Genomic DNA, 13,118 nt, shown 5'->3' on the forward strand with positions numbered 1-13,118 from the left:
CTTACGCAACGTCAGCAAGTGCAGAGCAAGCCGACGCAAGCGCAAGTATCGAGATCCCATCAATTTTCCGGGCAGGTTCGGGCCCGAACCGCCCCCGAACCCGTCTGTCCAGCCGCTGGTGATCGCCCTTGCGCACGCTGGGACACTGTTCGGACACGGGAATGAACCTGGGTCTTTCCTGTTCAGAGCGCTCTGTCGCAAATTTGCGCAATCACGTCGAGATATTGCGGTAATCTGCTGGTCACTTCTACGGTGAGGCGCGCCACACCCCCTCGCGTCCCCACCGAGAAGGGCCAAGCACGCCATGTCACTGACGACACGCGCTCGCTCCCTGCTAGCCCCGGCAACCGCATTGATCACCGCAGCGGCGACCCTGACCTTCGTCCCTGCCGCCCAGGCCGCGCCGGTCAGCCTCGACCTCGCCAAGCAGACCCGCATCAGCGAAGTCACCCTGACCAGCGCCGAGAACAGCACCGAGACGTTCGCCGTGCAGACGAGCCTCGACGGCAGAGGCTGGTCGACGCTGGTCGCGGAACGACCACACACGTTCCAGCACGGCAAGGTCACCTTCAAGGTCGACCCGACGCTGGTCAAGCACGTCCGCGCCACCAGGACCACGGCCAAGCTCGCCGTCCGGGAAGCGGACGCGAGCGCGAAACTCCAGGCGTCGTACACGGCCAGCAGCACCAACCAGAACTACGGGCCGGGCAACGCGGGCGACGGCAACCAGTCGACCTACTGGGAGAGCGCGAACAACGCCTTCCCGCAGTGGCTGCAGGCCGATCTCGGCGCGGCGGTCAAGGCGGACCGGGTCGTGCTGAAGCTGCCGACCGGCGGGTGGGGCGCGCGCACCCAGACCCTCGCGGTGCAGGGCAGCACGGACGGCACCAACTTCACCGATCTCGCCCCCAGCAGGGGTTACGAGTTCAACCCGACCTCCAACAGCACCGTGACCATCGACTTCACCGCCGCCACCACGCGCTACGTCCGGCTGCGGATCACCGCGAACACCGGCTGGCCCGCCGGCCAGATCAGCGAGTTCGAGGTGCAGGGCCCGACCGGTGGTGACACCCAGGCACCTTCGGCACCGGGCAACCTCGCCTTCACCCAGCCTCAGTCCGGGCAGATCCGGCTGACCTGGAACGCCAGCACGGACAACGTCGGCGTCACCGGCTACGACGTCTACGCCAACGGCACGCTGCGCACGAGCGTCACCGGCACGACGTTCACCGACAGCCAGCCCGACGGCCTGCGGGTGAGCTACCACGTGATCGCCAAGGACGCGGCCGGCAACCAGTCCCCCGCCAGCAACACCGTCACGCGCGAGGGCGCCACCGGCACGAACCTGGCGCAGGGCAAGCCCGTCACGGCGAACAACAACGTGCACGACTTCGTCGCCGCCAACGCCAACGACGGCAACGTGCAGACCTACTGGGAGTCCAACGGCCTCCCGGGCACGCTGACCGTCCAGCTGGGGTCGAACGCGGACGTCAGCTCCGTCGCGCTGAAGCTCAACCCCGACACCGCGTGGGGTGCCCGCACGCAGAACATCGAGGTCCTCGGCCGCGAACAGAACGCGACGAGCTTCACCAGCCTCGCCCCCGGCCGCGACTACCGCTTCGACCCCGCGACCGGCAACAGCGTCACCATCAACACCTCGGGACGCGTCGCCGACCTCCAGGTGCGCGGCACGTCCAACACCGGTGCTCCCGGCACGCAGGTGGCGGAGATCCAGGTGTTCGGCACCCCTGCCCCGAACCCCGACCTCACCGTCACCGCCACGTCGTTCACGCCGGCCGCGCCCGTCGAGACCGACCAGATCACCTTGAACGCCACCGTCCGCAACGCGGGCACGGCGGCGAGCACCACGACGGACGTGACGTTCTTCCTCGGCACCACCGCGGTCGGAACGGCCACCGTCGGCGCGCTCGCCGCCGGTGCGCAGGCGAACGTCAGCACGACGATCTCCGCGCGCCCGGAAGGGTCCTACGAGTACACCGCGAAGGTCGACGAGACCAAGAAGGTCGCGGAGCAGAACGAGACCAACAACGCCCGCATCCACCCGTCCCCGCTCGTGGTCACCCCGGTCCCGAGCTCGGACCTGGTCGCTGTGCCGACCTGGTCGCCCAGCAACCCCGCCAACGGCCAGACCACGACGTTCAGCGTCGCGATCAAGAACCAGGGCTCGATCAACAGCGCGTCCGGCGCCCACGGCATCACGGTCACGATCCTGAACAGCAGCGGCCAGACCGTCCGCACCCTGACCGGCAGCCACACCGGCGTGATCAACGCGGGCGCCACCACGGCGGCGGTCAACGTCGGCACGTGGCCCGCCGCGGACGGCCGCTACACGGTCCGCACCGCCATCGCCAACGACGGCAACGAGATCCCGGCCAAGCAGCCCAACAACACCAGTGAGCAGGCGCTGTTCATCGGCCGCGGCGCGAGCGTTCCGTGGCAGCACGTCGAGGCCGAGGACGCGACCATCGGCGGTGGCGCGCAGGTGCTGAGTCCGAACAGGACGATCGGCGACCTCGCCGGTGAGGCGTCCGGCCGCCGCGCCGTCACGCTGAACGGCACCGGCCAGTCGGTCGAGTTCACCACCGGCGCCCCGACCAACACCCTCGTCACCCGCTTCTCCATCCCGGACAGCTCCGGTGGCGGCGGCATCACCAGCACCCTCAACGTCTACGTCAACGGCCAGTTCCACAAGGCCATCGACCTGACGTCGAAGTACATGTGGCTCTACGGCAACGAGGCGTCCCCGGGCAACTCTCCGGGAGCGGGCGGGCCGCGCCACATCTACGACGAGGCGAACGTGATGCTCAACTCGACGTTCCCGGCGGGCACGAAGATCAAGCTGCAGAAGGACGCGGCCAACACCACGAACTACGCGATCGACTTCGTGAACTTCGAACAGGTGCAGGCCGCCGGAAACCCCGACGCGGCGCGCTACGCCGTGCCCGCCGGGTTCACCCACCAGGACGTGCAGAACGCGCTCGACCGCGTCCGCATGGACACCACGGGCAACCTGATCGGCGTCTACCTGCCTGCGGGCACCTACCCGACGCAGCAGAAGTTCAACGTCTACGGCAAGGCCGTCCGCGTGATCGGTGCCGGTCCCTGGTTCACCCGGTTCCAGGCCCCGCTCACCCAGGAGAACACCGACCTCGGCTTCTCCGCCCAGTCGTCCGCGAGCGGCTCGACCTTCAGCGGGTTCGCCGTGTTCGGCAACTACACGCAGCGCAACGACGGTCCCGGCAAGGTGTTCGACTTCGCCGGCGTCCAGAACATGACCATCGAGAACATCTGGGTCGAGCACATGATGTGCCTGTTCTGGGGCAACAACGTCGACAACAACGTCATCAAGGACAGCCGCATCCGCAACATGTACGCGGACGGCCTGAACATGACGAACGGCTCGGCGGGCAACCGGATCGCGAACATCGAGGCCCGTTCGACCGGTGACGACGCGTTCGCGTTGTTCGCCGCCACCGACAACGGCGGCAGCGGCCAGCAGAACAACGTCTTCGAGAACCTGAGCGTCACGACCCCGTGGCGCGCGGCCGGTCTCGCGGTGTACGGCGGCAAGAACAACATCTTCCGCAACATCTACATCGCGGACACGCTCACCTACTCCGCGGTGACGATCAGCTCGCTCGACTTCGGTTACCCGATGGAGGACTTCGGGCCGGAGCCGACGACGTTCAGCGGCCTCACCCTGGTGCGCTCCGGCGGCCACTTCTGGGGCCAGCAAACGTTTGGCGCGATCTGGATGTTCTCCGCTTCCAAGAAGTACACCGGAATCCGGGTGAGCGACGTCGAGATCATCGATCCGACGTACAGCGGAATCATGTTCCAGACCAAGTACAACGGTGCCGCCGAGAACGTCTTCCAGGACACGGTGCTGTCCAACGTGAGCATCTCGGGTGCGCGCAAGTCCGGTGACGCGTTCGACGCCAAGTCCGGATTCGGGTTGTGGGCCAACGAGATGCCGGAGCCCGGTCAGGGTCCCGCCGTCGGCGAGGTCACGTTCAACGGCCTGAGGTTCGCCAACAACTTCCAGGACATCAAGAACACCACGACCACCTTCAAGATCAACATCAACAACTGATCCCCTGCCACGAAGGACAATTCAAAATGAGAAACACGCTACTGAAGCGTGCGGTGAGTGCTGCCGTCGTCAGCGCCCTCGCACTGTTCGGATTGACACCCGCGGCAGGTGCGGCGGTGGTCCGGCTGTCCGCGAACCTGACCGCGTCGAGCAGCAACGGCCCGTACGGCGCCGGGAACGCCGGTGACGGCAACCAGGGCAGCTACTGGGAGAGCACGAACGGCGTGTTCCCCCAGTGGCTCCAGGCCGACCTCGGGTCGTCCAAGAGCGTCAGCAAGGTGGTGCTGCGCCTGCCCGCCGGGTGGGAACAGCGCTCGCAAACGCTTGCCGTACAAGGGAGTGCGAACGGCTCGCAGTTCAGCGACATCGTCGGATCGGGCGCGCGGGTCTTCTCCCCCGGCTCGAACAACACGGTGACGCTGGACTTCGCCGCCACCAGCGCCCGGTACGTGCGCGTCACGATCACCGCGAACACCGGCTGGTCCGCGGGCCAGCTCAGCGAGTTCGAGGTGCACGGCGAGTCCGGACCGGTCGACCCGCCGCCCGCCGGGGACAACCTCGCCCAGGGCAAGCCGGTCGAGGAATCCGGGCACGTGCACGACTTCGTGGCCGCCAACGCGGTCGACGGCAACACGGGCACGTACTGGGAGTCCAATGGTCTCCCCGGTCACCTGACCGCGAAGCTGGGCTCGAACGCCGACATCACCTCGGTCGTCGTGAAGCTCAACCCCGACAACGCGTGGGGTGCGCGGACGCAGAACTTCGAGGTGCTGGGCAAGGAAGCAAGCGCTTCCGCGTTCGCGACCCTCAAGGCGCGCGCCGACTACCGGTTCGACCCGGCGACCGGCAACACCGTCACCATCCCGGTGAGCGGGCGGGCCTCCGACGTGCGCCTGCACTTCTACTCCAACACCGGCGCGCCCGGCGGCCAGGTCGCCGAGTTCCAGGTGTTCGGCGCGTCCGCACCGGCTCCCGACCTGACCGTCACGAACCTGACGTGGACGCCGGCCAGCCCCTCCGAGGCCGACGCGATCAGGCTCACCGCCACCGTGCGCAACGGCGGCACCGTGGCATCCGGCGCCACCACGCTGAACGCCACGCTCGGCGGCACCGTCGTGGGCAACGCCGCGGTCGGTGCGCTCGCCCCTGGAGCCACGGCCACCGTCACCGTCGACGCGGGCCGTCGGGGTGCCGGGTCCTACGCGGCCGCGGCCACGGTGGACCCGGCCAACCAGGTGGCGGAGACCAACGAGGGCAACAACACCTTCACCTCCGGCTCTCCCCTGGTCGTCGGCCAGGCGCCCGGACCGGACCTGCAGGTCCTCGGCGTCACGCCGAACCCGTCGTCCCCGGCGGCGGGCCAGGCCGTGACGTTCGCGGTGCAGGTCAACAACCGCGGCACGTCGGCGGCGGGCGCCTCGGTCACCCGCGTGACCGTCGGCGGCAGCACGTTGAACGCCAACACCTCCGCCATCAACGCCGGGCAGACCGTCACGGTCAACGTCGGTTCCTGGACCGCCACCAACGGCGGCGCCACGGCCACCGCGACCGCCGACGCGACGAACGTCGTGGCGGAGACCAACGAGACCAACAACACCGCCACCCAGTCCATCGTGGTCGGACGTGGCGCGTCGGTGCCGTTCACGAGCTACGAGGCCGAAGCGGGCCGTTACACCGGCACGCTGTTGCAGGCTGACGCGAAGCGCACGTTCGGGCACACCAACTTCGGGTCCGAGTCCTCGGGCCGCAAGTCGGTGCGACTCGACGCGCAGGGCCAGTTCGTGGAGATCACCTCGACGGTCAGCACCAACTCGATCGTCGTGCGCAACTCGATCCCGGACGCCGCCGCCGGTGGTGGCCAGGAGGCGACGATCAGCCTCTACGCGAACGACCAGTTCGTGCAGAAGCTGACGTTCTCGTCGCGGCACAGCTGGCTCTACGGCACGACCGACGACCCCGAGGGCCTCACGAACCGTCCGGGTGGCGACGCCCGCAGGCTGTTCGACGAGACCTCGCAACTGCTGGCCTCGAGCTACCCGGCGGGCACGAAGTTCAAGCTCCAGCGCGATTCCGGTGACAACGCCCAGTTCTACGTCATCGACCTGATCGACCTGGAGCAGGTCGCGCCGGCCGCGGCGAAGCCGTCCGAGTGCGTGTCGATCACGCAGTACGGTGCCACCGCGAACGACCAGACGGACGACACCGACGCGTTGCAGCGCGCCGTGACGGCCGACCAGAACGGGGAGATCCCCTGCGTCTGGATCCCGGAGGGCAGGTTCCGCCAGGAGAAGAAGATCCTCACGGTGTTCAACAGCGGTGGCGACAACCAGGTCGGCATCCGCAACGTCACGATCCGCGGCGCCGGCATGTGGCACTCGCAGCTGTTCTCGCTGATCCAGCCGCAGGACGCGGACACGATCAACCACCCGCACGAGGGCAACTTCGGGTTCGACATCGACGACAACACCCAGATCTCCGACATCGCGATCTTCGGTTCCGGCCGGATCCGCGGCGGTGACGGCGGTGCCGAGGGCGGCGTCGGCCTCAACGGGCGGTTCGGCAAGAACACCAAGGTCACCAACGTGTGGATCGAGCACGCCAACGTCGGTGTCTGGGTCGGCCGCGACTACACCAACCTGCCGGACCGCTGGAACCCCGGCGACGGCCTGCAGTTCAGCGGCATGCGGATCCGCGACACCTACGCCGACGGCATCAACTTCACCAACGGCACCCGCAACTCCACGGTCTTCAACTCGTCGTTCCGCACCACGGGCGACGACGCGCTGGCCGTGTGGGCGTCGAAGTACGTGAAGGACCAGAACGTCGACGTCGGCAGCGGCAACGCGTTCCTCAACAACACGATCGCCCTGCCCTGGCGCGCCAACGGCATCGCGATCTACGGCGGCTCGAACAACCGCGCGGAGAACAACGTCATCTCCGACACCGCCAACTACCCGGGCATCATGCTGGCGACCGACCACGACCCGCTGCCGTTCGGCGGGACCACGACGCTCGCCAACAACGCCCTGTACCGCACCGGCGGCGCGTTCTGGGGGGAGGCGCAGGAGTTCGGCGCCATCACGCTGTTCTCGCAGAACCTGCCGATCCCCGGCGTCGTCATCCGCGACACCGAGATCCTGGACTCCACCTACGACGGGATCCAGTTCAAGGGCGGCGGTTCCGGCATGCCGGACGTGGCGATCACGAACGTCCGCATCGACGGGTCGAACAACGGTTCGGGCATCCTCGCGATGGCCCAGGCCCGTGGTTCGGCGCGGCTGACGAACGTCACGATCACCAACTCGCGGGACGGCGACATCACGATCGAACCCGGTTCGCAGTTCGTCATCAACTAGCGGCCCGGCTCGTAGATCACATTTAGAACCACCTCCGATCGGGTACTTCCCGGTCGGAGGTGGTCTTATGTCCACGGTCGTGGTCGGCTTCGACGGTTCCGGCCTGGCGCGCCGGGCCGTGCTGTTCGGTGCCGAGGAAGCTTCCCGCCGCGGTGCGGCCCTGCGGGTCGTGCACGCCGTGCGCGCCCCGTTGCCGGAACCCGTGTTCACGCCGATGTCCGTCCCGGTGCCGGAGTTCGTCACCGAGGAGACGATGTCGCGAGCGGCCGAGGACCACCTCGCCGAGCTGGCGACCGAGCTCAAGGCCCAGTGGCCCGATCTCGAGGTCACGACCCACGTCCGCATCGGCCGCCCGGTCGACGTCCTCGCCGCCGAACCGGGCGACCTGCTCGTGCTCGGCTCGTCCGGGCGCACCGGCATCGCCGAGATGTTCCTGGGCTCCACCGCGGTCGAGCTGGTGGCCTCCGGTGGCCGTCCGGTGATCGTCACCCGGTCCGGGCCGGTGGACGGGCGTGTGGTCGTCGGTGTCGACGGTTCCGAGACCTCCACGGACGCGATCGCGTTCGCCTTCGAGCACGCCGCGCGGCACGGCCGTGAGCTGCTGGCCATCCACGCGTGGAACGACGTGGGCTGGGCAGAGCTGCCCGAGCAGGACTTCGACCACGTCCGCGCGGACCTCGCCAAGCTCCTGGAAGAACAGCTCGCACCACACGTCGCGCAGTGGCCCGATGTGCACGTCGCGTCGGAGGTGGCGTTCGACGCACCGGCGCGCGCGTTGCTCCAAGCGGCCGATGGTGCCGCGTTGATCGCCGTGGGAAGTCACGGCCGTGGTGCCGTCACGCGTGCAATCCTGGGTTCAGTGAGCCACGCTGTGCTCCACCACGCGCCGTGCCCGGTCGCCGTGGTTCATCGGAGGTGACGTCGGATGCGCGGGTCAGCTGCCGTGCTGCTGTGTGTGGTCCTGGCTTCGTGCGGTGCTGCGCAGACGCCGGCGGGTTCCGGCCCGTCGAGCAGCCAACCGTCCAGCACGTCCTCTGAGGCACCGGCCACGACCACACCGAGCATCCCGCCGCCGTTGCCGCCCTCGTCGGCACCGCTGCCGCCCACGCTGCCCACGCCCACACGGGCGCTCGACCCGGACGTGAAGACGGTGCGCGGCACGATCTCCGCCGGGGTCGAGGCGGGGTGCACGCTGCTGACCGCGCCGGGTGAGCAGTACCTGCTGCTCGGCGCCGATCCGGCGATCGCGGTGGCCGGGGCGGTGGTCGAGGTGAGCGGCAAGCCCGATCCCGGGGCGATGACGACCTGCCAGCAGGGCACGCCGTTCCACGTCACGAGCACGCGCCGCGGCTGATCGCCCGTTCGGCTCCAGACCGGGTGGGGTCCGGTGGCGGACGATGGGCCGGTGGAACGTCCCGAGCCCGAGCCCGTCGCGAACGTCGTCAACGGCGACGTCCACGGCCTCGTCGTCCAGGTCGGCAGAGGCACCCCCGACCCCGGTCAGCCGCCCGTGCGCACGAACAGCGTGAGGCCCACGACCAGGATCCTGGTCGTGGGCCTCACGCTGTTCGTCGCGGTCGTGGTGGCGCTGGCGCTCGTCCCCGGCCTCAGCCCCTGAGAGCGGTGCGCAGGAACGCGGTCGCCTGGCTGATCGCGGCCTCGGCGGCGTGCGTGCCGCGCAGCGCGTTCAGCATCACGAAGTCGTGGATGGCGCCCGCGTACCGCACGGCCGTCACCGGCACACCGGCCGCGCGCAGCTTGTCGGCGTAGGCCTCGCCCTCGTCGCGCAGCACGTCGGCCTCCGCGGTGATCACGAGTGCCTGCGGCAGCCCGGCCAGCTGCTCGAGGGTGGCGCGCAACGGCGAGGCGGTGATCTCGGCGCGCTCGGCCTCGCTCGTCGTGTACTGGTCCCAGAACCACTGCATGCCGTCGCGGCGCAGGAAGTAGCCCTCGGCGAACTGCAGGTACGAGTCGGTGTCGAAGGAGGCATCGGTCACCGGGTAGAAGAGGACCTGGGCCTTGAGATCGATGTCGCCGCGTTCCTTGGCCTGCAACGTCAACGCCGCCGCCATGTTGCCGCCGACCGAGTCACCGGCGACCGCGACCCGCGTGACGTCGAGACCGTGCGCGGCGCCCGACGACTGGATCCACCGGGCGGTGGCGTAGTTCTGGTCGATGGCGACCGGGTAGCGGGCCTCGGGCGAGAGCGAGTAGTCGGGGAAGACGACGGCGGCACCGGCGCCCGCGGCGAGTTCGCGGACGAGGCGGTCGTGGGTGTGGGCGTTGCCGAAGACCCAGCCCGCACCGTGGATGTAGAGGACGACCGGGAGCGGGCCCTCGACGCCGACGGGCTTGACCACGCGGACCTTGAAGCCGTCGAGCTCGACCCACTCCTCGTCGACCGCGGGCTTCTCGACCTCGCCGGACTGCACCTCGTCGACGGCCTTGCGGCCCTCCTCGGGGGCGATCTGGAACAGGAACGGCGGCTGGTCGGTGGCGGCGGCGAACTCGGCGGCGGCGGGTTCGAGGACGGGGCGCTTCATGGCTTCCTCCTGGCGTTCCTGGGGTGGTGCCATAAAGCTAGTACGCGATTAAATCGCGCACAACGTAATCACTGCCTCACCGGTGGCGGGAATAGGAACGGCCCCTCGCCCGGGGGACGAGGGGCCGCGAGACGCCGAACTCAGCCGACGGTGAAGCCCGCGGTGGCGCCGGTGAACGGGCTGATCTTGCCGGTCCAGCCCGACTTCTCGTCGCCGTGGTGCACGATCCGGTACGTGCCGGCCGGGGTGTCCGCCGGGATCTGCCAGGTGATCGTGGCGTTGGAGAAGGAGATGCCCACGCGCGCCCACTGGTAGCGCGTCGACCAGTCGCCGTCGTCGGCCACTCGCACCCAGGAGCCGTTCACCTGCCGCTGCACCTCCAGGAAGGTGTGGTTGCGGTGCAGGTTGTTCTTCGGGTGTCCGGTGACGAACACGGCCGTGACGGTCTCACCGCGCGCATACGACGCCTTGGGAGCGCTCAGAACATCGCCGTACTTCTTGTCCATCGGCTTGTCGTCGAGCACGACACCGGTCTGCAGGTTGATCTCGGTGAACGGCGGCTTGCCGGGCATCGGACCGGGAGCCAGGGTCGAACCGGACTTCATCGACGCGGCCAGCTTGCCGAACTCCTGCTGGTAGGCCGGGGTGGTGTTGCGGCCGAACAGGGTGGAGCCGCCCTCGTACTGCTGCGAGTCGTACTCCTCCGGCGTGGTGACGTACTGGCTGTAGTCGTTGGCGTAGCCCTGGATCAGGACGTTCTGCAGCGGCACGCCGAGCTCGGAGGCGACGGACTTGCGGATGCGCAGGCCCGCGGTGATCGTGACCTCACCGGGAACGGCGACCAGCACCAGCTGGCCGATGCGGACGAGCTGCAGCGGCACGATGTTCGGGGTCGCGCCGATCAGACCCGTCGGCACCAGGGAGGCCTTCGGGAACTGGCAGTCGCGCAGCCACTGCGGGACCTCCATCTGCAACGGCTCGAAGAGCTTCTTCCACGGCGACTGCATGCCCTCGGCGAAGCCGGGGATCGCCGGGCCGTCCTCGATGCTGCCCGCGATGGTCGACGCGCCGACGACACCGGAGCACGTCGTGCCCGCCTTGCCGTCGGAGGTGAAACGACCGTCGACCTGCACGGCGGACATGTCCACGAACCGCATGCGCGCGTCGACACCGCCGGAGACCGGTGCCAGGGAACCGTTGTAGATCTCCTGCGCCTTGCGGTTCTGGCGCTCGCCGATGATGCGGGCGTTCTCCCACTCGTTCTCGGTGGGGCCGGAGCCGGGCTTCAGGTTGAGGTTCGGCGACATGTCGCCCGCGTTGGTGTTCGGGAACGCCGCCACGAAGCCCGCGGTGTTGTCCAGGTACCGGACGCCCTCGTCGTCGTGCTCCCACTGGTAGGACGCGTAGCCCTTGTTGTCGGGGCTGATCAGGGTGTTGGCGTTGGTGACCGACGTGTTGTGCGTGGCGAACCAGCTGATCGCGCCGACGTTCGTGCTGCCCTGCCGGAACTTCAGCACGGTCATCTGCGGGTCGATGCCGTTCGGGAACGCGCCCTTGTCGGGGTTGCGGTCGAACGCCACGCGTGAGCGGTTGACCGAGGCGTTGGTGAGCTCGCCGACGCCGAGGCTGATCGAACCCGGCTTCACGTCCTCGTGGGCCTCGACGACGGACTCGGTGATGCCGTCGACCACGGCGGCCAGCGCCTGCGGCTGGAGGCCGAGGATCGACAGGTTGTAGGCGATGTTGTGCGACTGGCCGCCGGGACCGCTGTGCGTGTGCGTGGCGGACAGCAGCAGGTTCTCGCGCGTGTAGGTCGTGCCGTACTTGGCCTGGAGCTTCGCCAGCACGCCTTCCTGGACCGCGCGGAAGATCATCGCGAGGTCGGCGTTGACGTACGCGACGCGCTTGTTCGTGGCCCGGTCGACCACGACGTAGGCCCGCGACCGCAGCCGCTGGTGGATGCCCGACGTCTTCTGGTCGAACTTCGAGTAGCCCATCATGCCGTTCTCGGCGGCCGGGCCGGTGACGTCCGAGATGCCCCGGCCGACGAGGTAGGGCTCGGGTTCCGCCCACGCGAACGGACCGCTGACCAGCGCCGCACCGACGAGTGCGGCGACCACCGTCAAGACTTTCGTCCGCATGAGCACCCCGCTAAGTGAATTGGATTCACATTTCGGGGTGCACGTTAGGTGATCTGGACCACTGACTGCAAGTCACGGCCAGTGCATTGGCGGTGACCACCAGCAAGATTCCAGCCCAATGGTGGAGTGCGAGGGTCTCCCCCAGCAACAGGAGCCCGGCCAGCGCGGCGAGCACCGGGTGCACGCTGCACACCAGCCCGAACAGGCGCGCGGGCACCTTGCGCAACGCGATCACGTCGGCCGCGTAGGGCACGACGCTGCAGAACACCCCGGCCGCCACCGCGTACAGCACGGCCATGCCGTTGAACTGCCCGTTCACCACGAGGAACACCGCGACCGGCACGTAGAGCAACGCGGACACGCTCGTCGCCGCGGCCGGTGCCTGCAGGCCCGGCAACCGCTGCCCGACGAGGCGGTTGAGCAGGATGTACGCGGCCCAGCTCGCCGCCGCCAGCAGCCCGGCGCCGATGCCGAGCCAGTCGCTGGACGGCCCCGGCAGCACCAGCACGTACACGCCGACGGCCGCGATCACCACGAACAGGAAGTCGAGGCGGGTCCGGGAGCCGGCCAGCGCCACGCCCAGCGGCCCGAGCACCTCCAGCGTCACCGCGAGCCCGAGCCCGATGCGGTCGACGGCGGTGTACAGGCTCAGGTTCATCGTCGCGAACACCAGGCCGAGCGAGAGCGTCGGCCACCACTGCGCCCAGGTGAACCTCCGCGGGTCCGGGCGAGCGACCGGCAGCAACACCGCCGCCGCCACGAACTGGCGCACGGCCACGACCCCGGCCGGTCCGATCGAGGCGAACGCGTGCGCGCCGACCGCCGCACCCAGCTGGCTGCTCGCGGCGCTGGCGGTGATCGTGGCGAATCCACCGAGGCTCTTCATGTCCTCCAGCCTGAGCGCGCCCGGGAGATACCGGAAATGCACACCTCGCCTGAGCCATACGTCCGGCGTATAGATCGG

General features: G+C 68.9%; 8 protein-coding genes. 5 read left to right on the forward strand and 3 right to left on the reverse strand.

Annotated features, from left to right (window positions below; all coding sequences use genetic code 11):
• Positions 1-352: 352 nt before the first annotated feature.
• The 5 genes from QSK25_RS24280 (at position 353) to QSK25_RS24300 (ending at position 9,088) form a co-directional block, all read left to right on the forward strand.
• Positions 353-4,114 carry a discoidin domain-containing protein gene (locus QSK25_RS24280; protein WP_285641502.1) on the forward strand — a complete coding sequence of 1,254 codons (3,762 nt, stop codon included), beginning with the start codon at positions 353-355 and terminating at the stop codon, positions 4,112-4,114.
• Positions 4,115-4,230: 116 nt separating this feature from the next.
• Entirely contained in the window at positions 4,231-7,470 is a 3,240-nt protein-coding gene (locus tag QSK25_RS24285) for a CARDB domain-containing protein (RefSeq protein WP_285641503.1), read from the forward strand.
• 67 nt (positions 7,471-7,537) lie between these two features.
• Complete coding sequence (locus tag QSK25_RS24290) at positions 7,538-8,389, forward strand: universal stress protein (RefSeq protein WP_285641504.1); 852 nt, start codon at positions 7,538-7,540, stop codon at positions 8,387-8,389.
• Positions 8,390-8,395: 6 nt separating this feature from the next.
• Positions 8,396-8,824 (forward strand): hypothetical protein, encoded by a 429-nt coding sequence (locus QSK25_RS24295; protein ID WP_285641505.1) that lies wholly within the window; start codon positions 8,396-8,398, stop codon positions 8,822-8,824.
• 51 nt (positions 8,825-8,875) lie between these two features.
• The gene (locus QSK25_RS24300) at positions 8,876-9,088 is read left to right on the forward strand and encodes a hypothetical protein (protein ID WP_285641506.1); all 213 of its coding nucleotides are present in this window, start codon (positions 8,876-8,878) and stop codon (positions 9,086-9,088) included.
• Here QSK25_RS24300 and QSK25_RS24305 read toward each other — a convergent pair.
• From QSK25_RS24305 to QSK25_RS24315, 3 genes are all read right to left on the reverse strand, one after another.
• Positions 9,078-10,013: an alpha/beta hydrolase gene (locus QSK25_RS24305; protein ID WP_285641507.1), complete on the reverse strand. Its 936-nt coding sequence runs from the start codon at positions 10,011-10,013 to the stop codon at positions 9,078-9,080. The two genes, QSK25_RS24300 and QSK25_RS24305, sit on opposite strands and share 11 nt — an antisense overlap.
• 140 nt (positions 10,014-10,153) lie before the next feature.
• Complete coding sequence (locus tag QSK25_RS24310; RefSeq protein ID WP_285641508.1) at positions 10,154-12,154, reverse strand: neutral/alkaline ceramidase; 2,001 nt, start codon at positions 12,152-12,154, stop codon at positions 10,154-10,156.
• Positions 12,155-12,179: 25 nt separating this feature from the next.
• Entirely contained in the window at positions 12,180-13,040 is an 861-nt protein-coding gene (locus tag QSK25_RS24315) for an EamA family transporter (RefSeq protein ID WP_285641509.1), read from the reverse strand.
• Positions 13,041-13,118 lie beyond the last annotated feature (78 nt).

This window comes from Lentzea sp. NBRC 102530, assembly GCF_030269365.1.
GTDB lineage: Bacteria > Actinomycetota > Actinomycetes > Mycobacteriales > Pseudonocardiaceae > Lentzea.

Excerpts from the sequence above, each read along its gene's own strand:
- QSK25_RS24290 (WP_285641504.1), top strand. The coding sequence starts at position 7,538 with ATGTCCACGGTCGTGGTCGGCTTCGACGGTTCCGGCCTGGCGCGCCGG.
- QSK25_RS24295 (WP_285641505.1), top strand. The coding sequence starts at position 8,396 with ATGCGCGGGTCAGCTGCCGTGCTGCTGTGTGTGGTCCTGGCTTCGTGC.
- QSK25_RS24305 (WP_285641507.1), bottom strand. The coding sequence starts at position 10,013 with ATGAAGCGCCCCGTCCTCGAACCCGCCGCCGCCGAGTTCGCCGCCGCC.
- QSK25_RS24310 (WP_285641508.1), bottom strand. The coding sequence starts at position 12,154 with ATGCGGACGAAAGTCTTGACGGTGGTCGCCGCACTCGTCGGTGCGGCG.
- QSK25_RS24315 (WP_285641509.1), bottom strand. The coding sequence starts at position 13,040 with ATGAAGAGCCTCGGTGGATTCGCCACGATCACCGCCAGCGCCGCGAGC.